Annotated in this window: 20 protein-coding genes; 6 read left to right on the top strand and 14 right to left on the bottom strand. The window is 72.6% G+C overall.

Features of this window, described 5'->3' with window-relative positions; translation table 11 throughout:
• Positions 1–22: 22 nt before the first annotated feature.
• The 7 genes from AB0I15_RS35535 to AB0I15_RS35565 all read right to left on the bottom strand — a co-directional run bounded on the left by AB0I15_RS35535 (position 23) and on the right by AB0I15_RS35565 (position 4,085).
• Positions 23–1,006, bottom strand: a complete 984-nt coding sequence (locus tag AB0I15_RS35535; protein WP_358105360.1) for a hypothetical protein — start codon at positions 1,004–1,006, stop codon at positions 23–25.
• A gap of 2 nt (positions 1,007–1,008) precedes the next feature.
• A complete protein-coding gene (locus AB0I15_RS35540; RefSeq protein WP_358105363.1) occupies positions 1,009–1,293 on the bottom strand; it encodes a hypothetical protein in 285 nt (94 codons plus the stop codon).
• 54 nt (positions 1,294–1,347) lie between these two features.
• A complete protein-coding gene (locus AB0I15_RS35545) occupies positions 1,348–1,827 on the bottom strand; it encodes an SRPBCC domain-containing protein (RefSeq protein ID WP_358105366.1) in 480 nt (159 codons plus the stop codon).
• Entirely contained in the window at positions 1,820–2,167 is a 348-nt protein-coding gene (locus AB0I15_RS35550) for a metalloregulator ArsR/SmtB family transcription factor (RefSeq protein ID WP_358105369.1), read from the bottom strand. Before AB0I15_RS35550 ends, AB0I15_RS35545 begins: the two co-directional genes overlap by 8 nt.
• Before the next feature lie 44 nt (positions 2,168–2,211).
• Positions 2,212–2,964: an SDR family oxidoreductase gene (locus AB0I15_RS35555; RefSeq protein WP_358105372.1), complete on the bottom strand. Its 753-nt coding sequence runs from the start codon at positions 2,962–2,964 to the stop codon at positions 2,212–2,214.
• A 79-nt stretch (positions 2,965–3,043) separates the two neighbouring features.
• Complete coding sequence (locus AB0I15_RS35560; RefSeq protein WP_358105375.1) at positions 3,044–3,403, bottom strand: DUF2203 domain-containing protein; 360 nt, start codon at positions 3,401–3,403, stop codon at positions 3,044–3,046.
• Positions 3,404–3,413: 10 nt separating this feature from the next.
• Positions 3,414–4,085, bottom strand: coding sequence for a GntR family transcriptional regulator (locus AB0I15_RS35565; protein ID WP_358105378.1), 672 nt, complete (start codon positions 4,083–4,085; stop codon positions 3,414–3,416).
• A 102-nt stretch (positions 4,086–4,187) separates the two neighbouring features.
• On the opposite strand from AB0I15_RS35565, the gene AB0I15_RS35570 reads away from it, so the two are divergent.
• Both AB0I15_RS35570 and AB0I15_RS35575 read left to right on the top strand, forming a co-directional pair.
• Positions 4,188–5,534, top strand: coding sequence for an MFS transporter (locus AB0I15_RS35570; protein WP_358105381.1), 1,347 nt, complete (start codon positions 4,188–4,190; stop codon positions 5,532–5,534).
• 72 nt (positions 5,535–5,606) lie between these two features.
• Complete coding sequence (locus AB0I15_RS35575; protein WP_358105384.1) at positions 5,607–6,539, top strand: SPFH domain-containing protein; 933 nt, start codon at positions 5,607–5,609, stop codon at positions 6,537–6,539.
• On the opposite strand, the gene AB0I15_RS35580 is transcribed toward AB0I15_RS35575, so the two are convergent.
• Positions 6,536–7,831, bottom strand: coding sequence for an MFS transporter (locus AB0I15_RS35580; RefSeq protein ID WP_358105387.1), 1,296 nt, complete (start codon positions 7,829–7,831; stop codon positions 6,536–6,538). The two genes, AB0I15_RS35575 and AB0I15_RS35580, sit on opposite strands and share 4 nt — an antisense overlap.
• A gap of 255 nt (positions 7,832–8,086) precedes the next feature.
• On the opposite strand from AB0I15_RS35580, the gene AB0I15_RS35585 reads away from it, so the two are divergent.
• On the top strand, positions 8,087–8,794 hold the full coding sequence (locus tag AB0I15_RS35585) for a hypothetical protein (RefSeq protein WP_358105390.1): 708 nt from the start codon (positions 8,087–8,089) through the stop codon (positions 8,792–8,794).
• Between the two features lie 43 nt (positions 8,795–8,837).
• Entirely contained in the window at positions 8,838–9,386 is a 549-nt protein-coding gene (locus tag AB0I15_RS35590; RefSeq protein ID WP_358105393.1) for a GNAT family protein, read from the top strand.
• A 105-nt stretch (positions 9,387–9,491) separates the two neighbouring features.
• On the opposite strand, the gene AB0I15_RS35595 is transcribed toward AB0I15_RS35590, so the two are convergent.
• On the bottom strand, positions 9,492–10,004 hold the full coding sequence (locus AB0I15_RS35595; protein ID WP_358105396.1) for an adenylyl-sulfate kinase: 513 nt from the start codon (positions 10,002–10,004) through the stop codon (positions 9,492–9,494).
• Positions 10,005–10,128: 124 nt separating this feature from the next.
• On the opposite strand from AB0I15_RS35595, the gene AB0I15_RS35600 reads away from it, so the two are divergent.
• Positions 10,129–10,584: a hypothetical protein gene (locus AB0I15_RS35600; RefSeq protein WP_358105399.1), complete on the top strand. Its 456-nt coding sequence runs from the start codon at positions 10,129–10,131 to the stop codon at positions 10,582–10,584.
• A 97-nt stretch (positions 10,585–10,681) separates the two neighbouring features.
• Positions 10,682–10,942: a hypothetical protein gene (locus tag AB0I15_RS35605; RefSeq protein WP_358105402.1), complete on the top strand. Its 261-nt coding sequence runs from the start codon at positions 10,682–10,684 to the stop codon at positions 10,940–10,942.
• A gap of 22 nt (positions 10,943–10,964) precedes the next feature.
• Here the strand turns inward: AB0I15_RS35605 and AB0I15_RS35610 are convergent, their stop codons facing one another.
• Genes AB0I15_RS35610 through AB0I15_RS35630 form a run of 5 tightly spaced genes read right to left on the bottom strand, consistent with a single transcriptional unit; the run spans position 10,965 to position 22,496 of the window.
• Positions 10,965–17,375, bottom strand: coding sequence for a CHAT domain-containing protein (locus tag AB0I15_RS35610; protein ID WP_358105405.1), 6,411 nt, complete (start codon positions 17,373–17,375; stop codon positions 10,965–10,967).
• Positions 17,376–17,420: 45 nt separating this feature from the next.
• Positions 17,421–19,208: a hypothetical protein gene (locus AB0I15_RS35615; protein ID WP_358105408.1), complete on the bottom strand. Its 1,788-nt coding sequence runs from the start codon at positions 19,206–19,208 to the stop codon at positions 17,421–17,423.
• Positions 19,209–19,224: 16 nt separating this feature from the next.
• Positions 19,225–20,733 (bottom strand): glucoamylase family protein, encoded by a 1,509-nt coding sequence (locus AB0I15_RS35620; RefSeq protein ID WP_358105411.1) that lies wholly within the window; start codon positions 20,731–20,733, stop codon positions 19,225–19,227.
• A gap of 12 nt (positions 20,734–20,745) precedes the next feature.
• A complete protein-coding gene (locus AB0I15_RS35625) occupies positions 20,746–21,567 on the bottom strand; it encodes a carbohydrate ABC transporter permease (RefSeq protein ID WP_358105414.1) in 822 nt (273 codons plus the stop codon).
• Positions 21,564–22,496: a sugar ABC transporter permease gene (locus AB0I15_RS35630; RefSeq protein ID WP_358105417.1), complete on the bottom strand. Its 933-nt coding sequence runs from the start codon at positions 22,494–22,496 to the stop codon at positions 21,564–21,566. The genes AB0I15_RS35625 and AB0I15_RS35630 overlap by 4 nt, the downstream gene beginning before the upstream one ends.

Here is a 22,496-nt window from a genome sequence, read left to right on the forward strand (position 1 = left end):
AGCCGGCCTCCCATTCGCCGTCTCAGCCGCCGCAGGCCGCGAAGACGTAGGTGTCGGGCAGGAGCGTGTAGCGGTCTCTGACCCTGACCGCGCCCGTCGCCGAGTCGATCTGCGCGACCGTCATCCTCGACCCGCCCTCCGCGTAGCGCGACAGGTGGACGGTGACCTGGGTGTCGCCGGTCCAGTCGACCATGACGACGTCGCCGGCCGGCAGCTTGACCTTCTCGCGCCCGGCGATTCGGTCCCCCTCCGCGTCGTACGTGACCAGCTCCGCCTTCGACCCGGCCACCACGCTCGCCACGGTGCGCCCATCGGCCGCCAGCGCCTGCGGCGCGTTCATCGCGATCACCTTCGGCGGTGTGAACCGTCGCCGTTCGTCGCCGGTGAGGCCGTACACGACCAGTTCGGTGACGGATTCGCTCGCGTCGACGGTGGCGAGCAGCTCGTCGGCGTCGGCGCTGAAGCCCATCACCAGCGCCTCGGCCGGGGCGGTGCCGAGCAGGTCGCCGGTCCCCGTGTCGAAGATCCGCGTCTCGCCGTCCCCCGGGGACGCGGCCAGCCGGCTGCCGTCGTCGGAGAGCCGCAGCGTCACCTCCCACTGCCCCATCCGCGGCAGGGCGTCCTTGGCCAGCAACCGGACGCCGCCGCCGAGGGTGCGTACGGCCAGGCGGCCCTTCTTGGTGAAGTACGCCACCCGCTGCCCGTTCCCGCTGACCGCGATGGCGGCCGCGTAGTAGCGGCTGGACTTGCCGTTGGCCTGAAGCGCGACCCCTTGGGCGTCGGGCAGGGTGACCCGCTCGCCGCTGTGCAGGACGAGCCGCCAGTCCCCGCAGGGCCGGGTCCCGCCGCTCTTGACCTTACAGCCCTTGAGTGAGGCGTACCTGATGGCATCGTGCGGCCCCGCGTGGGCGGAGTCGTGGGACGGGGTGGACGACCCCGGCCCCGCGTGCGCGGGGGCGGACAGGGTCGCGGTGAGGATGACGGCCACGGCTGCGATGATCTTCATGTTCACTCCCCCGCCACGAACGCGTGGCGCCCGGCGCTGATGGTGTGCTCGCCGGTCTGCCCGGCGTCGCCGGTGACGGGAGCGGCGGTGGGCACCCGTGCCACCGCCGCCTCCTCGTCCTGTCCGGTCTCGATCGTGGCGGTGGGCCGTCCCCCGGCCTCTGCCGTGACGCGGGCGGCGCGGGCCGCCGGTGGTGCGTTCTGGTCGTGCGCGGCGGCGGGGGGAATCCCCGCAACGCCGATGGCCGCGGTCGTGAGGAGCTCCGCGGCCGTTGAGGAATGCCTCATGGCTGTGATCCCTTCGCTCACCCCGTTAGACACGCGCTTGGGGCGGCGGGTTGGTCACATGTCGGCCACGGCTGTGAGCAGGGCGGCGAGGCGGTTCATGGAGTCACGGCCGCCCCTCGGGCCGTCGGCGCGCACGATGGCGTCGCGGGACTCCACCGACGGGTGCACGGACTGCGCCACGTATCTCGTCCGGCCGTCCGCCGCCTCCAGCGTGACCGTCTCGAGTGCCACGTCCTCGGGCAGTCCCTCGAACTCCCACGTGCGCACGAACCGCAGGGGCGCCACGACGGCGTGGTAGACGCCGCTGAAGGCGTATTCCCTGCCGCGCGCGTCGGCGTTGACGTAACGCCACCGGCCGCCCGGCCCGACCTCCATGCGATCGACCCTCGTGGTGAGGAAGTCCGGCCCCCACCAGCGCGGGATCAGCTCGGGGTCGGTGATCACGCGGAACACCACGTCCGGCGGCGCGTCGAAGACCCTGATCATGATCAGGTCCTGGCGGCCGGGCTCGATGACGAACTCGGTGTCAGTCATGCCCGTGTCCTTCCTGTCCGCGCCGGATCCGTCTGATCTCCGCGTCGAGGCGGTCGAACCGGTCGCTCCAGCGCTCGCGATAACGGTCGACCCACTCCGACACCGTCTCCAGCGGGGCCGTCTCCAGGCGGCAGGGCCGCCACTGGGCGTCGCGGCCCCTGCTGATCAGGCCCGCCCGCTCCAGCACCTTCAGGTGCTTGGAGACCGCCTGGAGGCTCATGTCGAACGGCTCGGCCAGCTCGTTGACCGTGGCCTCGCCGTCGGCCAGCCGGGCGAGGATGGCCCGGCGGGTGGGATCGGCCAGCGCGGCGAAGGTGAGGCTGAGCGGGTCGTCGGGCATGCTGGCCGGTCTTTCTGTCGGGTTTCGATCACCCTAACGGCACCCTAGTGATCGACGATCGCGCCGCAGGAGATGTTGACGGTCGCGGAGGTCATGGTGCGGGCCCGGTCGGAGGCCACGAACGCGGCGACGTCGCCCACGTCGGCGAGGGTCGCCGTCCGTCCGAGCAGGGTCGCCGCCGCGAGCGAGGCGGCGAGTTCGTCCTTGGCGGCGAAGTCGGCGGGCAGACTCTCCGGTACGCCGCCGGTCACCAGGGTGACGACGCGGATGCCGTACGGGCCGGCCTCGCAGGCCCACTGCCGGCGCATGCTCTCCATGGCGTCGAGCGCGACCTTGAGCCCGCCCAGCCCGGCCATGGTCTGCGGCCCGCCGCCGCCGAACTGGAGGATCACCCCGGACCGGCGTGGGATCATGTGCCGGACGGCGGCCCTCGTGGTGAGGAACTGCGTGCGCGTGGCCACCGAGACCGGCCGCAGGAACTCCTCGGCGGAGAGCTCGGTGAGCGGCCGCTGCACGTCCTGGACGCCGATGACGTTGAACGAGATGTCGATGCCGCCCGCCCGGCCGGCCACCGAGGCGGTGAAGGCGTCCACCTGGCCCTCGTCCAGGGCGTCGACCTGGGCGGTCTCGGCGGTGCCCCCGGCGGCGCGGATGGCGGCGGCCGTCCTGTCGAGCGGGGCCGGGGTGCGGCCGGCGAGGAAGACGCGGGCGCCCTCACGGGCGAAGGCCTGGGCGGCGGCGCCGCCGATGAAGCCGCCCGCGCCGTACACGATGGCGATCTTGTTCTCGAGGAGCATTGTATTCAACCTTTCGGTTTATCAACCTATGAGTTGAATACAGGGCCGGGCGAGACCCCGTCAAGGGCGAAGGCTTGATCTACAGGGGGCGGCGGCCCGCGAACCCCAGCTCCGTACGGTGATACCAGGCGAGCTCGCGCTCCCCCTCGATCCAGCAGAGCCGGACCGACACCCCGCCGAGCAGCGCGGGGAAGTCGACGAGCACCGGCGCGATGCCCTTGACCTCGATCCCCTGCTCGCTCCACCTGCTCAGGATCTCCTCGATGCGGGCCTGCAGGCCCTTGAGCTCCGCGAGGCCGCCCAGCTCGGACCGGCCGCCGGAGCGGCGTTCGAAGTCGATCTCGGTCAGGTCGGCGCGGGCGGCGATCACCTCGCGGGCGTCCTCGATCACGGCGGGGAGCAGCTCACGGGCCTCGTCCAGGGTGAAGATCCGGTCCATGACCGCAACGTTAGCGGTTCGGCTCGTAGGCGTGGATGAGCAGCCGCTCGGCATGGTCGAGGTAGTCGTCGAGATAGTCCGCGGCCTTCTCCGGCCGCCCCGACTCGATCAGGCCCAGCAGCGTGCGGTTGCGGTCGACGAACGGCTCGTGGAAGGCGCGCGGGTTCTCCATGACGTGGAAGACGAGCCGCAGCTCGGCCAGGAGCTGGCGCATGGCCTCGTCGATCCTGGGGCTGTCGTTCAGGGAGACGAGGGCCTGGTGGAAGCGGATGTTGGCGGTGCCGACGCCCTGCCAGTCGTCCTGCTCGGCGGCCCGCTCGGCGTCGAGCACGGCCTCCTTGATCACGGCGAGCGCCTCCTCGGCCGGCGCGCGCCGCACGGCCGCCCCTTCGAGCACCCGGCGCACGCGGTAGAGGTCGGCCACGTCCGCGGCGGACGGAAGCCGGACGAACACGCCCCTGTTGAGCCGGTGGTCCAGCAGCCGCTCGTGACCGAGCAGCCGGAACGCCTCGCGCAGTGTGTTGCGGGAGACGCCGAGCGCGTCCGAGATGGCCTCCTCGGACAGGCGCTGGCCCGGCTGGAAGAAGCCTTCGCTGATGCGGTCGCGCAGAATGTCGGCCACCCGTTCCGCCGTGCTGCTGCGCCCCAGCCTGGGCCGGTCCTGGGAGAGATCAGCGACCACGTTATCCACAATTGACAGGGAATCATGGAGCAAACCTCTTGTCGAATTGTTCAACGATCCTTACGTTGATATCTATCCCCCCTCGATTCAAGGAGCGATCGGATGTCAGGCTCCAGGCAACAGACCCGGCGGGTGATCCTCGCCAGCCTGATCGGCACGTCGCTGGAGTGGTACGACTTCTTCCTCTACACCACCGCGGCGACCCTGGTCTTCCCCCAGCTTTTCTTCCCCTCTCTCGATCCGTTCAACGCGACACTGGCGTCACTGACCACCAACGCCGTGGCGTTCGTGGCCCGGCCACTCGGCGGCATCGTGTTCGGCCATTTCGGCGACCGCGTGGGCCGTAAGACCGTCCTGGTGGTGACGCTCCTGGTCATGGGCGTCTCGACGTTCCTCATCGGCGTGCTGCCCGGCTACGCAAGCGTGGGCGTGGTGGCTCCGATCCTGCTGGCGCTGCTGCGCTTCGTGCAGGGCCTCGGGCTCGGCGGCGAGTGGGGCGGCGCGGTGATCATGTCGCTGGAGCACGGCGACGGCCGGCGGCGCGGCTTCAACGCGAGCTGGCCACAGGTCGGCGTGCCCGCGGGCTACGTGCTGGCCACCGGGCTGCTGACGATCCTGTCGTTCACGCTGTCGGACGCGGCGTTCCTGTCGTGGGGCTGGCGGATCCCGTTCCTGCTGTCGGGCGCGCTGGTGTTCGTGGGCCTGTGGGTGCGCCTGAAGATCACCGAGTCGCCGCTGTTCACCGAGGTCGAACAGCGGGGTGTCAAGGCGAAGATGCCGCTGGTCGAGGTGCTGCGCACGCATCCGCGCGCCCTGCTGTCGGCCTTCACCGCGCGGATCGGGGTGGACGTGGCGTTCTACACCTTCACCGCGTACATCATCGTCTACCTCACCTCCGTGCTGGACCTGCCGCGCTCGTACGCGCTGAACGCGGTGCTCATCGGCTCGGCGCTGCAGCTCGCGCTGATCCCGCTGGCCGGCTCGCTCTCCGACCGGTACGGCCGCCGCCCCGTCTACCTGGCGGGCGTGATCGGCGCGGCGGTCTGGGTGTTCGCCTTCTTCCCGCTGCTCGACACCAGGTCCTTCCCGCTGATCGCGCTGGCCGCGATCGTGGCCCTGGTCACCCACGCCGCGATGTACGGCCCGCAGGCGGCCTTCATCGCCGAGTTGTTCAGCACCCGGCTGCGCTACAGCGGCGCGTCGATGGGCTATCAGGTCGCCGGCATCGTCGGCGGCGCCGTGGCCCCGATCATCGCGCTCCAGCTCTACCAGGCGTACCAGAGCACGGTCGCGGTGTCGATCTACGTGGTCGCCGCCCTGGCCGTCACGGCCCTGGGCCTGGCCATCGCACCGGAGACCCGCGACCTCGACCTCGCGGAGACGATCGAGGCCGCTCCCGAGCCCGCCCCCAGGGCGCCGCTCCCCGGACAGGTGGGACCGTTCGCCTGACCGTCCTTTCCTAAAAACGCCGCGAAAGCCGCGGGCGGCGGCTGCCAACGCCGCCCGCGCGGAAGGGTCCGGATGAGAATCGCCCTGGCCGTCATCGCCGCACTGATCACGATCCCCCTGCTCTTCGGGGCCGTGGGCGGCCTGGAGAGCACCAGCGGGGGCGAGGTCGCCGTCATCCGCGACGGCGGGCCGCTCGACGACAACCGCGTACGCCAGGTCATCGACCCCGGCTCGGGCCTGACCTGGACCGGGCTGTGGTCCTCCAGCCACCTCTACCCGGCGCAGCAGCGCTTCTACACGATCACGGCCGACGCCAAGCGGGCCACCACGCTGGGCGTGGACGTGGTGACGGTGCCGAGCAGCGACGGCGTCAACCTCGGCATCGAAGGCACCCTCTACTTCACGCTCAACCTGGACCACGAGGCGCTCAAGAGGTTCGACGACAAGTACGGCACCCGGACGTTCCGCTCGCAGGACGACCGCGCGCTCTACCCGTGGGACGGCGACGAGGGCTGGTCGGCCTTCTTCGGCCAGGCCGTGCGCCCGGTCATCGACAACGCGCTGCGCGGCCAGATCGGGGCGATGCGCTGCGCTGAGCTCGTACCCTCCTGCTCGCTGCTGGAGAGCGCCGCGCTCAAGCCGCAGAACGGCAACGCCACCATCACCAAGGTCCAGGACGCCGTCAACGCCTCGCTGGCCCGCGACCTGCCGGCCACGCTGGGCGGCGAGTTCCTCACCGGGCTGCGGTTCACGCTGGTCAAGGTGACGCTGCCGGCCGAGGTGCAGAAGGCCGTGGACCGCTCGCTGGCCGCCGCGGCGTCCGTCTCCGAGGCCCAGGCGCGGGTCGCCCAGGCCAAGGCGGAGTCGGCGGCGAACCAGGCCCGCCAGGACGGCTACGACAAGTGCCCGGCCTGCGCGGAGATCGAGAAGCTCAAGTCGTTGCCGCAGGGCATCACGGTGTACGCGCCGGGCAACCCGCAGTCGGTCGTCGTGCCGGCCCGTTAGACCGTCATCGTGGTCGTCTCCTTCCCCTCGCGGCGCCACGGCCCCTTGAAGGCCACCATGGAGAGCAGGAACAGGACCTGGCCGGCGAGCGCCACGGTCAGCCACGACTGCCAGCCGCCGGCCTCCACCACCATGGGCGAGACCACCAGCAGGACCACGATCATGACGCGGACGACCATGCCCCACAGGCCCAGCGCCGAGCCCTGCAGGCGGGGGTCGACGTCCTCGGCGTTCTCGGAGAAGTTGGCCATCCAGGGCACGTACGCGACGCCCATGAACAGATAGAGCAGCGAGTAGACGAGCGTGACGTGCGCCGCGGGGACGCCGGGGCCGATCAGCGCGATGAAGTACGCCAGCGCCGCCACGGTCAGCACCGTACCCACGGCGGTGAACGGCTTGCGGAGCTGGATCCGGTCGGAGACCCGGCCGACCACGACGACGGCCACGGCGTTGAGCACGATGCCCAGCGCCACCACCCGGTTCGCGCCCGCAGCGTCCATGCCGAACCCGCCCGTCAGCAGGGTCTGGCCGAAGATCGCGAACGTCCAGTAGAGCACCTGCCAGCAGGTGTTGCCCCACACGTGCACCCACAGGTGCCGATGCCGGAACAGCGTGCGCAGCCGCCCGTGACGCGCGTGTTCCGCGGCTCGCACCTCCTCCTCGGCCATCAGCACCTCGGCCCGCAGCGCCGCCGACGGCTCGGCGATCTTCCAGATGATGAACGCGCACATCGTCAGCGACACGATCCCCATGATGATCGCCTGCGACTGCCACGCGTTGCCGAACAGCGGCAGCGTGAACCCCGCGATGAACGAGGCCAGGAACGACGCCCCGACCGGCCCCCACGTCCAGAACGCGAACGCCTGGGCCCGTCCCATGCGGGGGGAGAAGTCGCGTACGAGGGAGGCGGTGATGGTGATCCCCGCGCCCTCGATGAACAGCATCAGGCACCGCACCCAGAACAGCTCGGCGACGGTGTCCACGGTGGCGAGCAGGAAGTTGCAGGCGGCGGTGATCGTCAGGGTCGGCACCAGGATCGTGACCCGGCCCCACCGGTCGGACAGGATGCCGCCGAACCCCGCCGAGAGCCCGCCGACCAGCACCGACAGGGCGGCGATCTGCCCGTAAACGGTGAGGGACATGCCGAGGTCCGACATGAGAAGGGGCAGGATCGTGGCGATCGTGGTCTCGAAATTGGCCACCAGGCTGGCGAGCACGGCCACGGCCAGCAGGAAGATCCGCCGGCGGCCGACGGGGTAAACGCTCAGTTCGCGGACATAGAACGGCTTCATTACCATCCTCCGGGGACGGTCCTGCGGCTGTCGCTCTAGAACGCGTTTCTAGTTGCTTCAGAGTTCCCGTTTTGTACGGACAAGTCAACGTAGAGGTGGATCACGATGTAATCTCGATCACAGCCTCGCGGTTGTGACGGAATCGCCATCGATTCGCAGAACAACCATCCCCGGATAGGCATAAACTGCGCGCCTGTGAGCCTGCCTGTACGTGAACGTTCCCCCCGGCCGGGCGGCGGCCGACACCGCCTTCCCGTGCCCACGTCCTTGCCGCCCGACGCCCCCGTGCTCGTGCTCGCCGCCCCCGGCGACACCGCGGGCGTGGCCGAGGAGATCGCCGCCGTGGTCCGCGTCGACAACCCGCAGATCGAGGTGCGGCTGACGAGTGTCGCCAACCTGGCCGACACCCTGCCCGCGGGCCGGGACGCCATCGTCGTCCCCCTGCTCACCTGGGAAGACCCGGTCGTCATGGCCGAGATCGGCAAGGCCGTCGCGGCGGGCGGCACGGGAGCTGTCGTCACCGAGGCGCTCGGGCCGCACCCCCTGCTGGCCGAGGCGCTGCACATCAGGCTGGCCGAGCGCGGCCTGGCCCGGGCCGACCGCGTCCGCCTGCTGAACGTCGGCAGCCCCGTCGACGCCGTCATCCTCGCCACCGTGGGCGGCGAGCGGGCGGTGCACGCCGTACAGGCGACCGCGGTGCTGCTGGCCTCCAGGCTCACGCTGCCGGTCGTGGCCGCCTCGCTGGACAGCGACCCGAGGGTCGGCTTCGCGGCGCAGCGGCTGCGCGCGGCGGGCGCCGAGCGACTGGCCATCGCACCCTGTCTGATCGGCCACGAAGCCCCGGCCGGCATCGTCGAGGAGGCCGCCGCGGCGATCAAGGCCGGGCACGCGGCCCCGCTCGGCGCGCACAGCGCGGTCGCCGAACTTGTCGCGCGAGCTTACGGGAGTCAACTCGCCACTTGACAAGGGCTTGTAAAGATCACGGGACTCGCGTTACCTTCTGCGCATGCGGCGCGTGCTCTGCAACGGTGAGCGACTCGGCCTTCGTGACATCACGGAGGCCGACGTGGTCGCCCTCCACACCATCTACGGCGATCCCGTCGCGACCCAGCACATGCCGTTCGCGCCGCGCAGCCTGCGCGAGGTCGCCCTGCTCGTCGACCAGGCCATGGAGGCGGCGGCCGAGGAGCCGCGCCTGCTGTACGTGCTGGCCGTGATCGACGCCCAGCGCCGCAACGTGATCGGCGTGGCCCGCCTGCGCGTCGAGACCGAGCATCCGCACAGCGCGGAGATCGGGTTCGGGCTCCATCCCGACCAGTGGGGACGCGGGATCGGCACGGATCTCGTACGACTGCTGCTGTCGTTCGGGTTCAAGCAGCTCGGGCTGCACCGCGTCTGGGGCGCCCGCTCCCCCGCCAACCTGCCCGCCCAGCTCGCCATGCTGACGGCCGGCATGGTCGAGGAGGGGCGGTTCCGGCACCACGTGGACACGCCGCACGGCTGGCGCGACTCGATCATCCACTCGGCCCTCGAGGACGAATGGACCGAGCGCTAGGCGTGCGTGAGCGCGTCAGCCGTCCGTCAGGCGGGCGTCGCGTAAGGGCGGCGACGCTCCGCGCCTCGGGCTCCGGGCTTCTTGCTTCGGGCTTCTTGTTTCGGGCTAGACCCGCCAGCCCTTGATGACCTCGGCGGCGACCTCTTCGAGGGTGCCGTGCGTGCCGTCCACGGTGTAGTCCGCGAGCCGCGCCCGATCGAGGACGATCGCCAATTCCCCTGCCCTTTTGAGGTGCCAGTCAAGCCCACGATCGTGTGCGTGGCGCCGTTCCAGCCTCCGGTACACCTCGGGGAGCGCGACGTGGACGCGGCAGACGGCGAGCGGGACGCCGAGGACCTCCTCGTGCCGGCGGCGCTCGGCGCGGCTCTCGATGACGCCCGCGAGCACCAGCCGCTCGGCGCCCGCCACCAGGAGGTTCGCGGCCACGGCGCGCAGGTTGCGCAGGGTCAGGGCGCCGTTGAACGGGTCTTCCCGCGGGGCGGGCCAGGAGCGGCGCAGCCAGTCGAGGTCGATGACGGCGCCGGGCACGCCCGCGTCGGCGAGCAGGTCGCCCACGGCGTCGGCGACGGACGTCTTACCCGCGCCCACGGTGCCGGTGATCAGGAGGGCCGCTGCCATTTCCGCGATCTTACCGGGGACGCGGGCGAGGGATGGGGGCGGGACCGCGACGAGGCGGCGTGGCTGCGGCGGCGATTGTCGGTGGCAGATTCTACGATGAGGCTCCTCACGGAGGGATAGTCACATGCTCGACTCGCTGATCGTGCCGTTGTTCGTCACCACGGACCTGCCACCGGAGGCGGAGCTGGCCGAGTTCGGGGAGTTGCTCGCCGAGACCGCGCGCCTGCTCGGCCACGAGGGTGCCGGCTACGAGGCGTTCCTGGCGGGCAAGGTGTTCTGGCTCGACCGTCCCGTGCTGCCCGAGCAGCGGCCCGCCGCCCGGGGCGAGCTGCGCTTCGCCGGGATGCTGGGCTACCTCGCCGCCTCCGGGTCCGGCCACACCACGCGTGAGGTGGTGGGCGACGTGCGCCAGGCGATCCTGGCCGCCGTCGCCGGGCGTTACGGCGACGTGGGGGTGGCGCCGGCCGTGTTCGCGATCCGTGACCAGGACGTACGCGAGCGCACCCCCGAGTCGGCCCTCTACGTGGACACACCGGGCGCGGCGGCCGAGCTGGTGAGCGCGACCAAGTCCTACCTCTAGACCCGCCTGTCCGCGCCGGGCGTTCCTGGCTCCCGGGTGGCCGGGTGGGGTCGCCGCATGCCATCGTGATCTCTCAGACGACTTTGGAGGTCCTGGCATGGCGGAGTTGGGCGCGATCTTCTTCGGGCTGGTGATCGGCTGGATCACGTACGGCACGCTGCGCCGCAGGCAGGCCGCCACGGGGACGGGGCTGAGCGAACTGGCGGCGGTGGTGGCCGCGGTGGGCGGCGGGCTGGTGGCGGCGCTGGTGGGCGTCCCGGCGGTGTTCGGGGGTTACGCGGTGGGGCTCGCCGTCGGGTTCTTCGGTTATCTGGTGCTGGTCGCGGTCATGCCGGACTCGAAGTGGACGGGTGACTAGGACGGGCGACTAGGACGGGCGACTAGCTGCCGCCGGGCAGGCCGATCAGCACGTACGCGGCCCACAGGTCGGGCTCGGCGGGGCCGTAGAGCTCGCGCAGGCCGAGCACGGCGGCGCGCAGGGCGTCGGCCTGGCCCATGCCGTCGCGCAGCCGGGTGTGGAGGTCGCGCATCAGGGCTCGGGTGATCTCGGCCGAGACCGGCCAGAGCGTGAGCAGCGCCGATCTGGCTCCGGCATGCAGCAACGCGTACCCCAGCCCGGCCATGCCACCCTCCCCCAGCCCGGCCATTACACCTCCGCCCACGCCGGCCGCTCCACCTTCGTGCACGCCGGTTGCCCCGCCCGCACGTTGACCGGCCGCTCCGCCCTCGTGCCGACTGGGTGTTCCGCCTTGGCCGACCAGCCCGGACTCCCGTTGTCCGGCGGTTCTGGTGTCGCTCTGGTCGCGCTCGTGGCCGCTCAGGATGACGAGGCGGGCGTCGATGTTCACGGCCATGAGGTCGGCGGCGGTCAGGAGGCCGTCGGCGAGCCGGATGCCGGAGTCGAGCGGGTTCGCGTCGTCGTATCGGCCGTGGCAGGCCAGGTGCACGATGTCCCAGGAGCCGGGCAGGAGGGCCGAGGTCGCGTCCTGGCCGGTGGCGGGGTGCGTACCGAGGGTGGTGGCGGCCTCTTCCGCCTCCGCTTCGACGATGGCGCGCTCGGCCGGATCGGGGGTGAAGCCGATCGCCAGGGAGCCGCCGCCCCGGGCCGGGGCGCGGTGGGTGAGGCGGCTCAGGACCGCGGCGGAGGGGGCGTAGGTCACGGGGAAGCGTTCGATCAGCGGACGGCCACCGGGGGCCAGGGCGTGCAGGGGGACGCGGTGGAGGGCGCCGTGGGGGAAGAGGTGGAGGTGGGTGAGATCGTCGCCGAGGGCTGCCGTGGCGTCCGAGAGCAGGCGGTCGGCCAGGGTACGCCAGAGGTCGGCGCGGCGGCGGCGGGCCTCGACGTCCACGAGGTCGGGGCGGCGGCCGTCGATGGTGTGGAGGAAGTCGGCCAGCAGGGCGTCGTCGACCGTGGTCGGGAAGGCGCGGGGCTCGGGCCAGCCGGTGCGGTGGGCGAGCACGATCATGGTGCCACTCCGAGGAACGGCATCCTCACCCGTCCAGGTCCCCTCGCCAACCGCCCACGTCTCCCCACCCGCTGTACAAGCCTCCTCACCCACCCGGATCCTCTCACCGGCCGTGTGGGCCGCTTCGCCTGTCGGGGTCCTCGCGCCGGCCGTCGAGGGTTCGGCGCAGATGTGGAAGCTGAGCAGGCCGATGGTCTCGCCGGGGGTGTTGACCAGGGCGTCGAGCCGGGTCTGGTCGGGTGGGGTGGCTCTGCGGAGGGCGACGTGGTCGGGGGCCAGGGGCTCCATGCGGTCCCGCAGCGTCTCCAGGTCGGCTCGGGCGGTGCGGGCCTGGTGGATGAGCAGGGCCGCCCGCTCGGGGTCACGGGTGTTGCGGGCGGCCGTCATCAGCGTCCGGATCGCGTCGGCCGCGCGCCGCTCGGCCTCCGCCAGGTCGCCGGGCACACCGTGCGGCGCGGACCACCGCCCATGACCGGTCGTCTCCGGATCGGGGACGCTCCGCAGCCTCGGCCTGAAAGGAACCGTGCCAGGCCCGGAGGGGCGGGGTGGTGGGGTGAGGTGGGTGGACAGGGCGATCGCGTGGGCGGTTTCGGCGAGGGTCCAGGCGGTCAGGCCGTGGCCCAGGTGCGCGGCCAGGCGGATCGCGCGGGCTCTGGCGGGCTCGTGGCCGAGGGCGCAGGCGCGTTCGGCGTCGGCCAGGGCGTCTGGCAGGTCGCCGAGCTCTTCGGCGGCGATCGAGCGGTGGTGGCAGGCCGTCGCCAGTTCCAGGTCGTGGCCGAGCTCGGTGAGCAGGTCGATGGCCGTGGACAGCCGGTTGCGGGCGCGGGCGTACGAGGCCGTGGTGAGGTCCAGGGCGCCGAGGTGGCTCAGGGCGATGGCCTCCCCTGCCCGGTAACCGATCTCCCGGGCCGTCGCCAGCGCCTCCCCCAGCCGCTCCGCCACCCGCTCCGATGGCGTCGCCTCGTCCGGCATCCGCCTGGGGTGCCGGGGGTCGGTCGGCGTCCGGTCCGGGTCCTTCGGGGCGAGGCCCGTCCTCAGGGGTGGGGTTTCGAGGCGGGCGAGGGCGATCTGGGTCAGGACCGCGCCGCGCCGGTCGGGCTGCGTGCGGGCGAGGTCCGCGGCATGCTTGGCGTGGCGGAGGGCCTCGGGGTGGGCGCCGTTCAGCTCGTGGGCGAGGCTCAGCCCGGCGTAGACCTCGGCCAGGCCGGCGGTGTCGGCGAGCTCCTCCTTGAGGGAGACGGCTTGGCGGTAGCGGGTCGTGGCCTGATCGAGTTCGCCGAGTTCGAGGTGGAGGGCGGCGCGGCCGGTCAGGAGGGGAGCGCGCAGGGCACGCCAGACGGGGGCTTCGATGAGGGACAGCCCCTCCTCGTACGCGTGCCCGGCCTCCCTCCAGCGGGCCTGGTCGGTGAGGGCGGCGGCGAGGTGGGCGAGTGAGCCGGCGAGCAGGGCGGGGAGGGCGGCCCCGGCGTCGCGGGCCAGCTCGACGGCCTTCGACAGGTGCTCGACCGCCTCCTCCGGCCGGCCCAGGGCCCTGGCCGCGTTGCCGAGGTTGCGCAGGTGCTCGACCGCCCGCTCGTCCCGCAGGCCGTAGCCGTGGGCCGCGTGGGCGTGGGCGGCGGCCGGGTCGCCCAGGGCCAGGCAGTAGGCCGAGAGTTTGGCCAGCAGGTAGGAGCGGTCGGCGGGGTCGTGGGCGGGGACCGCCGTCAGCCTCGGGGCGGGGAGCGTCTCCGGCCCCGGGGGGCGGCGGGTGGGGAACGGGGAGGGGAGGGAGGCGGGGTCCGGGGCGTGGCCGTTGGGGGCTGAGGGGTCGGCGAGGGCGTGTTCGGCCAGGGTGCGGGCCTGGGCCAGGTCGCCCGCCGCCTCGGCCTCCTCCAGGCGCAGCCGGATCCGCAGGCGTTCGGCCGCCTCCGGGCGCCGGCCGCCCGCCCGCAGGGACGTCAGGGCCTGGGCGAGCGTGGCCCGGCCGCCCGTCAGGTCGCCCGCCGTGAGCTGGATGGCGGCCAGGCGGGACAGCGTCTCCGCGTCCAGGCCGCCCCCCATCGCGGCCACGACCTCGAACGGCGCCCCCGCCGGACGCAGCTCCGGGGCGGCCTCGAGACCCGCCAGCCCCTCCTCCAACGCCGCCCTGGCCCGGCGGAACTCGCCCCGCTCCTCCAGCGCGAAGCCGAGCTTGATCGAGCCGAGGGCCGCCAACCGGTCCTGCCCGCTGTCGCGGAAGCCCGCCATCGACCGCTCCAGCGCCTCCACCCGCCCCTCCAGATCCCCGGTACGGCGGGCCAGCGCGGCCATCCGATCGCGGACGACGGCCTCCTTGAGCGCGTCCCCCGCCGTCAGCCCCAGCGCCGACGACAGTCGTTCCCCGGCCTTCTGGAGCTCGCCCAGCTCCACGTCCAGCGCGGCCCGCCCGAGGGTGGCGGTCAGCAGGGCCTCCAGGTCGCCGTCCACGGCGGCCAGCTCCAGGGCCCGGTCCAGGTCGGGCAGGGCGTCCTCGGCCCGGTCCAGGGCCGCCAGGCAGGACGCGCGCATGGTCAGCGCCACCGCCTCCTTCGCGGCCGCCCGCAGCCGGCCGAACGTCTCCGCGGCCGCCCCGAACTCCTCCAGCGCCCGCCTGGGCTCCCCCTCCGCGTACGCCAGCACGCCCAGGTTGTAGCGCACGGACCCGGCGCCGTCGTAGTGGGCGATGGACTCGTACTCGCGGCCGGCCAGTTCGAAGGCCAGCCGGGCGCCGGCGGCGTCGCCGTGGCCGCGGCGGCGCTGCGCGACGCGGTACCACTCGTCGGCCGGCTCGCGCCGCCGCCCCCGTCGCCGCACGATCTCCACCAGCCGGTTCTCGCACGCCGCCGCCTGGGCGCGATGGCCGCGCCCGGCCAGCAGGACGGCCTGCGCGTCGAGTGTCCCGCAGGCGGCCTCCCACGCCCCGGCCGCCTCCAGCTCGATGGCGCAGGCGGCGATGCGTTCCCCGGCCGCGGTGAGGTCGTCCTGGTCCACGGCCGCCCTGGCGGCATGGACGAGGGCCATGGCGGCCGCCTCCGTCTCCCCGAGCTCCAGGTACAGCTCGCGGGCCCGGGCCGCGCAGGCCACCGCCCCGGCGGGCTCGCCGGCGGCGAGGTAGGCCCGCGCCGCGTTCTCCTGGTGCGCGGCCTCCTCGGCGGCCAGCCCCGCCCCTTCGCACAGCGCGATCGCCCGCAGATGGTGCTCGACGGCACGGACCGGCTCGCCGGCCCGGAAGTGCACGGCGCCCATGCTGCCGAGCTGGAGCGCCTCCGCGCCCGGGTCGCCCGCCTCACGATGGACGGCGGCCGAGCGGCCGTACGCCTCCAGCGCCCGCTCCGGCTCGCCCAGCTCCTCGAGGCCGGACCCCTGCCGCGACAGCGCGTACGCCGCCCGCTCGCGCAGCCCCGCCGCGCCGAACGCCGCGGCGGCCCGCTCCAGGACCACTCCGGCGACGCGCAGGCGTCCCAGCCCGGCCAGGTGCGTCGCCGTCCCCAGCAGGAACTCTCCGCGCCCGGCGGAGGTCTCGGCCTGCCGTTCGGCCAGGCGCAGCAGTTTGAGCGCCACGTCCTCGTCCGAGGTCAGCAGCGCCAGCTCGGTCGCCGCCTGGGCGAGTTGCTCGTCCACCGGCGGCGGGTCGTCGAGGACGGCGTCGAGCACGGTCCCGAACCGGGCCGGCAGGGCGGCGTCCCCGTCTCTGGCCAGGGCCAGCACCTCGCCCAGGTCGCGGGGGTCGCCCTGAGCCGAGAAGCGCGCCAGCAGCGCCGTGCAGAGCGTGCGCTGGGCGGGGAGCTGGTCGCGCGAGGTCTTCACGGCCAGCTCGACGCCGTGGCGCGCCGACCGTACGGCCTCGTCCAGGTCCTCGGCCCGGCTCGGGCCGTCCTCCTGCGCGGCGCGCCACCGCAGCACCTCGGAGACCAGCCCGTACGCCTCCGCGCGCACCGACAGCCGCTCACCGGCGACCAGGGCCTCGCGCAGCGCGGCGACGGCCTCGTCGGCGCTCCGCGCGGTGAGGTCCAGCTTGAGCGACCGGGCGAGCAGCAGCAGGGACGTGGCCCGCTCCGGGTCCCGTTCGTCGTGCGCGGCCAGGGCGGCGCGGGCGGCGGCGATCGGCTCGGCGGGGTCGCCGCCGGTCACCACGGCCCGCCGCAGCAGCGCGCCGGCCAGGTCGGTCAGGAGCCGGGGACGTTCGGGATGGTCCGGGGCCGCCAGCCCGGCCGCCTCGCGCAGGACGTCCAGGGCCACGTCCAGGTCGGCGAGGTCGCCGGTGACGCCGTAGCGGCTCCAGCGGCGCTCGCCGAGCAGCCCGAGCCGGACGACGTGGTCGCCGCCCAGCCCGCGCGCCCTCTCGCCGGGCGTGACACGCAGGGCCTCGAGCATCTCGACCCCGGCCTCCAGTGAGCGCTCGTCGCCGGTGACGACGAACCATTCGATCAGCCCGGCCGCGTACGGGGCCAGCACGGCGGGATGGGCCCACTGCTCGTGCCAGAAGTCCAGCGCGCACTGCCCCACCCTGATGAAGGCCAGCAGGTCGCCGTCCGCGTACGACGCGGCGGAGCGCGCCTGGGTGAGGTCGACGAGCGTCAGCAGCGCCTGCGACCGGTCCTGGCCGCGCGCCGGGGCCTCGGCCGCCGCCAGGTAGGTCCTGACCAGCTCGTCGTCCTCGGCCGCCGCCAGTCCCAGCGCCGCCGCCAGCTCACCTGGGTAAGCGTTCTCGCCGGATCCGCCCAGCGCCGCCCTGAACAGCACGTGCACCGCGTCGTCGATGACCTCCCGCTCGCCGGTCAGCGTGTACAGGCGCACGAGCCCCGTGCCCAGCAGTTCGAGCGCGCCGGGCGCCCAGGAGGGGTCGGGCGCGCGCATCGACTCCTGGAGCAGCAGGTGCCCGAGCCGGTCCGACACCTCGGGCGTGGGATGCTCCATGGCGCGGCGTACCAGGGCGTGGATGAGCAGCCCCACATGCCGGTACGCGGCCGGATCCACCAGCCGGAGCACCTCTTCCACCAGCCCGGCCCACGTGTCGGCCGACTCCCCGGGCGGCGCGCCGGAGCCGCGCAGCTTCTCCGGCAGCCGCTCGGGGGCCACCACGGCCACGGCGGCGAAGAAGGCGCCCGCCACCGCCGCGTCCTGCGTGTTGTGCTGGTCGAGCCGGTAGCGGGCCAGGTGCAGCATGCCGATCAGGCGCCAGGTGACCGCGTCGGAGCGGTCGCCGGCGCACGCGCGCATCGCCTGCTCGGCTTCGAGCAGCGCCGCGGAATCCCAGATCAGCTCGGGGTCCGCGGCCTGCTCGAACCGCTCGATGCGGGCGGCCAGTGCCTCGGCCGGATCGGTCATGCGCACAGGCTCTCATCAGCGTGTGCCGCCGTACAGGATTGCCTATTACGGTGTCAGCTCGATCAGGGAAACACCCGGCATGGGCAGCTCGAACTCCAGCCGCAGCGTGCCTCCCGTGACGGTGACGGGCGCGGTCAGCTCGTCGAGGCCGTCGGCGGCGCGGAGCTTGTCCCACTGCTCCTCCGACGGCCAGTCGCCGCCGCCCATCGACTGCCAGGCGGCCTCCACGTTGGTGTGGCCGGCGTCGATGCGGTGGTGCGTGACCGTGTACGTGCCCTCCAGCCCGCTCACGGTCAGCTCGATCGCCCGGGACAGCTCGGGGGCGCCCGTGGCCTGGGCGTTGTTGAGGGTCCCGTTCCAGACCAGCACGCCGACGCGGCCGTCGTCGTGCCGGGCGGCCCACGCCTCGACGCCGCCCGCGTCGCCGTCCAGCTCGGCCGCCAGCTCGGCGCCGCCCAGCCGGTTGGCCAGGCTGAGGGCGTGGAAGCGGGGCTTGCGCAGGTTGCCGACCGTCAGCAGCCCGAACCCGCCGTGGAACAGCCGCGGCGGGCGGCCCAGCTCCTCGAAGTGGTCGGAGGCCACCCAGTGCGACAGCGCGTCGACCCGGCCCGCGGCCGACACCATGCCGTGCAGCAGGAACGCCGCCCCGAACGGGCCGTCGCCGATGCCGTGGAAGTGGGTCGGCGTGGGGCCCCACTCGGTCCACCAGATGGGCACGTCCCGGCCGTACCTGGCCAGCGTGGGCCGCCAGTCCAGCGGGGCGTTGCCGTAGGTGTGGGTCGAGACGAAGTCGAGCGCGGCACCCGACTCCGCGACGTGGGCGAGCAGCTCCTCGACCCAGCCGTCGGCGGCCGATGCCGGGCCGCCGACGCGCAGGTCGGGGTGGACGTTCTTCACCGCGGCGGCGGAGACGTCGTAGAGCAGGAAGTACTCCTCGGGGGTGCCGGACCAGAAGACCGACAGGTTCGGCTCGTTCCAGACCTCGAAGGCCCAGTGGTCGATCAGCTCGTGGACGCCGTACCGCTCGGCCAGGTGCTCGACCAGCGCCCTGACCAGGTCGCTCCACGCCTCGAAGTCCTTGGGCGGCGAGATGATCGCCCCGTACTCGAAGACGGTCTTGGAGGGGTCGGCGGCCAGGTCGCGGGGCATGTAGCCGAGCTCCACGATCGGCCGCAGGCCCAGCTCGACGACCTTGTCGTAGACCGCGTCCACGCCCGTGAAGTCGTAGACCGGCCGCCCGTCGACCTCCTTGTAGACGCCGAGGTCGTCGCCGAGGATGGCGTGCGCCCTGACCGTCTGGACGCCGAGCTCGTCGCGCACCATGCGCAGCGCGCCCGCCAGCTCCTCGCCGATCGGCCTGCCGCCGGTCTCGTCGGTGCTCAGCAGGTGCGACAGGTGCTCCGACCCCACCATGTACGCCCACGGCCGCGGCAGCTCACCCGTCACGCCCCCCGCGTCCACCCGCAGGGCGAGCGCGCCCCCCTGCGCACCGGCGAGGGGGGCCGCCTGGACGGCCGGGGAGAAGGGCCCGGTGTCGTCCATGGCCGAGATGGCGGCCACGGCGTACTCGGCGGGCCCGTGGCCGGTGTCCACGAACCGGCAGGACGGGACCGCGGGCACGTCCACCTCCGGCGGCACCGCAGGCGCGCCGTCCCTGTGCACCAGGTAGCCGATGGCCTCGGGCACGGGATCCCAGGTCAGCGTCACGTGGCCGGCCCCCGGGACCGCCCGGAGGCCCGTGGGGGCCTCCAGGGCGGGTCGCGGGGCGGCGGCCACCTCGCCGGACGCCTCCCCGATCCGGTCCTGCCAGTCTCGGTGCGCGGCCGAGTTCATCAATGGTTTCCCCGTTTCATCGCTTCGGCGGGACGACGTCCCATTCCTCGATCTCCATCACCGGGCGCAGCTTGGCCTCCACGCCCGAGCCCGCGAAGTAGCGGTGCAGGTTGCCGCCCGTGAGCAGGTTGCCCAGGGCCGCCATCGCCATGCCCTGGTCGAGCGCCAGATACCACTTCGACACGACCTTGGAGCGGACCGCGATCGCGTCGTAGAAGCCGCCGGGGCCGTAGGCGTCGAAGTCCTTGCGCAGCCTGGCCAGGTTGTCCAGGGCGGCGGACTTGGCGTACGGCAGCGCCAGGAAGCTCGCGTGCGGCGTCACCACGCCGTTCCCGTACGCCTCAGGCGCCGGCTGGGCGGGGCGGCAGCCCTCGTAGCCCGGGTCCACGTTCGTGCGCTCGCGGTCGGACATGTAGCCGGGCCCGTCCATGCCGAGCTGGTCCACCCCGTACACCTCGTAGGTGCCTTCGGGGTCGTTGGACGGTGAGAAGCCCCAGTAGCCGTACTTGGCCTCGTTCAGGCCGTGCTCGATCTGGGCGCGGACGAAGACCGGGTGGTTGCGGCCCCAGGCGCGCGGCGCCCATTTGGCCTCGGGGACCACGAGGTCCGGCATGAGGGCCTCGAACATCGAGCCGCCCCAGTTGGGGACGTAACGCATGCCGCGGTACTCGTAGGTGCCCTCCCAGACGTTGACGCCCAGGTACTGCTTCCACGAGCCGACCGGCTTCTGCTCCTGCCAGCCGAAGTCGCAGCCGTTGTCCGGGAACGTGCGGTAGGGGCCGAAGTAGCTCTCGCGCGGGATCTGGCCGAGCGCGATGCCGACGTACTGGCCGATGCGGGTCTCGGCGGGGGCGCCGTAGTGGTGGCAGGTGGAGTAGACGGTCGTGCCGGTGCCGGCGTAGTCGCTCGGGACGTTGCAGCCGTCGGGCGGCTCCGGCCAGAAGCCGCCGCGCAGCAGGCCGGTCCCGGCGTCGGGGCGGGCGGCCGGGTCGTAGTAGGAGGCGAAGTTCATCGAGGCCAGCAGGCGGTTGGCGGCCTTGGCGTGGGCGGGCATGGCGTTGCGGACCATCATGAGGGCGGTGGCCAGCCAGCCGTTGTCGACGCTGGAGGCGAACAGGCGGACCGGCTCACCGGTGCCCGGCCAGGAGGTGACGAGCTGGAGGGTGGCGGGGTCGTACCAGTTGTAGTACTGGCCGGTGGGGGCGTTGCGCTCCATCCGCTCCAGGGCCCGCAGGACCCTGCCGACCCGGGACGCCGCGTCGCCGCCGCTGATCAGGCGCAGGTCGCGGGCGGTGAGAGTGCTCCAGACGTACGTGCCGATGTTGGTGGGCGAGGTGACCTGGGCCCGCGTCCTGAGGTCGCCGGTGACCTTGTCGGAGGGGATGCCGGTGGCCGGCTCGACCATGGCGGCCATCGAGCGCCAGGTGTCCCTGGCGTAGCGATGGAGCGTGCTGTCGGCGTTCGCGGGGACGGCGGGGACGGCTAAGGAAAGGATCAGCAGGCCGGACAGGACCGTCTTGCGCATGGGAGTGCTCCTCTACTTGAGGCCGGACGTGGCGATGCCCTGGATGAAGAAGCGCTGCAGGAAGACGAACAGGAACAGGATCGGCGCGATCACCACGACCGATCCGGCGACCAGCAGGTTGTAGTGGGTGCCCTCGAAGTCGTTGAGGATGTTGAGCGCGACCGGGAGGGTGTACATGCTCTCGCTCTGGGCGACCACGGCCGGCCAGAGGAAGTTGTTCCACGCGCCGAGGAACGTGATCAGCCCCAGCGTGGCCAGCGGCGGCCCGCACAGCGGCAGGATGATCCTGAAGAAGATCCGGAACTCCCTGGCGCCGTCCACCCGGGCCGCGTCGATCAGCTCGTCGGGCAGGTCGGAGATGAACTGCCGCATCATGAACACGCCCAGCGGCGTCACCACGGTCGGCAGGATGATCCCGATGAACGTGTTGACCATGCCGAGCTTGGCGATCAGCACGAACTGCGGCACCATCAGCACGATCGCCGGGATCGCGAGCTGCACCAGCACGAGCCCGAACGCCAGGTTCTTGCCGCGGAAGGAGAGCTTGGCGAAGGCGTAGCCGACCATCGAGCAGAACAGCAGGTTGGTGGCGACCAGCACGAGCGCGATGATCAGGCTGTTGGCGAACGCGGTGCCCATGTTCACCCGGTCGAACAGCTCGGTGAAGTTGCCGAGCGTCCACGTCTCGGGCAGGAACGTGGGCGGGTCGCGCCTGATCTCCTGCTCGGGTTTGACCGAGCTGAGCGCCGTCCAGAGGAACGGCCCGACGACCAGCAGCAGCCCGACGCTGAGCCCGAGGTAGACGACCGCGCGCTGGCGGCGGGTGCTCCTCACCTGTTCCTCCCCAGCCTGAGTTGGAGTACGGCCAGGGCCACGATCACCGTGAACAGCACGGTCGAGGCCGCCCCGGCGTAGCCGTAGTTGCCGACGCCGAACTGCCTGAAGATCGCCAGCGAGGCCGACAGCGTGGAGTCGAGCGGCCCGCCCCTGGTCATGACGAGCGGCTCCTCCAGGAACTGCATGAAGCCGACCGAGCTGTAGACGGTGCAGAACAGCAGCACCGGGCGGAGCGAGGGCACGGTCACCGAGCGGAAACGGGCCCAGCGCCCGGCGCCGTCCACCTCCGCCGCCTCGTACAGCTCCCTCGGGATGCTCTGCAGGGCGGCCAGCAGCACGACCATGTTGAAGCCGAAGCTGCGCCAGGCCGTCATCACGATGATCGAGGGCAGCGCGGTGCTCTGCTCCTGCAGCCAGTTGGGGCCCTGGATCCCGACGAGTTCCAGCAGCCGGTTCACCAGCCCGGCCTCGGGCTCCAGCAGAAACTTCCAGGCCACGGCGATGCCGATGATGCTGGTGATGTTGGGCAGGTAGTAGCCGAGGCGGAAGAACGCGGCCGGCAGCCGGGCGATACCGGAGTTGAGCAGCACGGCGGAGGCCAGCCCGAGCCCGATCGTCAGCGGCAGCGCGGTGAGCACGAACACGACGGTGTTGACCGCCGCCTTGCGCATGGCCTCGTCGTTCATGAGCCGCAGGTAGTTCTCGACGCCGACCGGGTCGACGGCGAGCGGGTCGGTCACGTCGGTGCTGCGCATGTCGGTGAAGCTCATGCCGATGCCGACGAGCAGCGGCCCCAGGTAGAACACCGCGAACAGCACCACGAACGGCAGGATGAAGATCCAGCCGATGCCCGACTGGCGTAACGCGCCCCTCACCTTGATGGGGGGCGGGGCGGCCGGCGCCGGCCTCGTCGTGAGGACCACCAT

This window comes from Nonomuraea sp. NPDC050643 (assembly GCF_040654715.1).
Classification (GTDB): domain Bacteria; phylum Actinomycetota; class Actinomycetes; order Streptosporangiales; family Streptosporangiaceae; genus Nonomuraea.

Bases quoted from the DNA above. Each gene is read 5' to 3' on its own strand.
- AB0I15_RS35535 (WP_358105360.1), bottom strand. From the start codon at position 1,006: ATGAAGATCATCGCAGCCGTGGCCGTCATCCTCACCGCGACCCTGTCC.
- AB0I15_RS35540 (WP_358105363.1), bottom strand. From the start codon at position 1,293: ATGAGGCATTCCTCAACGGCCGCGGAGCTCCTCACGACCGCGGCCATC.
- AB0I15_RS35545 (WP_358105366.1), bottom strand. From the start codon at position 1,827: ATGACTGACACCGAGTTCGTCATCGAGCCCGGCCGCCAGGACCTGATC.
- AB0I15_RS35550 (WP_358105369.1), bottom strand. From the start codon at position 2,167: ATGCCCGACGACCCGCTCAGCCTCACCTTCGCCGCGCTGGCCGATCCC.
- AB0I15_RS35555 (WP_358105372.1), bottom strand. From the start codon at position 2,964: ATGCTCCTCGAGAACAAGATCGCCATCGTGTACGGCGCGGGCGGCTTC.
- AB0I15_RS35560 (WP_358105375.1), bottom strand. From the start codon at position 3,403: ATGGACCGGATCTTCACCCTGGACGAGGCCCGTGAGCTGCTCCCCGCC.
- AB0I15_RS35570 (WP_358105381.1), top strand. From the start codon at position 4,188: ATGTCAGGCTCCAGGCAACAGACCCGGCGGGTGATCCTCGCCAGCCTG.
- AB0I15_RS35575 (WP_358105384.1), top strand. From the start codon at position 5,607: ATGAGAATCGCCCTGGCCGTCATCGCCGCACTGATCACGATCCCCCTG.
- AB0I15_RS35580 (WP_358105387.1), bottom strand. From the start codon at position 7,831: ATGAAGCCGTTCTATGTCCGCGAACTGAGCGTTTACCCCGTCGGCCGC.
- AB0I15_RS35590 (WP_358105393.1), top strand. From the start codon at position 8,838: ATGCGGCGCGTGCTCTGCAACGGTGAGCGACTCGGCCTTCGTGACATC.
- AB0I15_RS35595 (WP_358105396.1), bottom strand. From the start codon at position 10,004: ATGGCAGCGGCCCTCCTGATCACCGGCACCGTGGGCGCGGGTAAGACG.
- AB0I15_RS35600 (WP_358105399.1), top strand. From the start codon at position 10,129: ATGCTCGACTCGCTGATCGTGCCGTTGTTCGTCACCACGGACCTGCCA.
- AB0I15_RS35605 (WP_358105402.1), top strand. From the start codon at position 10,682: ATGGCGGAGTTGGGCGCGATCTTCTTCGGGCTGGTGATCGGCTGGATC.
- AB0I15_RS35610 (WP_358105405.1), bottom strand. From the start codon at position 17,375: ATGACCGATCCGGCCGAGGCACTGGCCGCCCGCATCGAGCGGTTCGAG.
- AB0I15_RS35615 (WP_358105408.1), bottom strand. From the start codon at position 19,208: ATGAACTCGGCCGCGCACCGAGACTGGCAGGACCGGATCGGGGAGGCG.
- AB0I15_RS35620 (WP_358105411.1), bottom strand. From the start codon at position 20,733: ATGCGCAAGACGGTCCTGTCCGGCCTGCTGATCCTTTCCTTAGCCGTC.
- AB0I15_RS35630 (WP_358105417.1), bottom strand. From the start codon at position 22,496: ATGGTGGTCCTCACGACGAGGCCGGCGCCGGCCGCCCCGCCCCCCATC.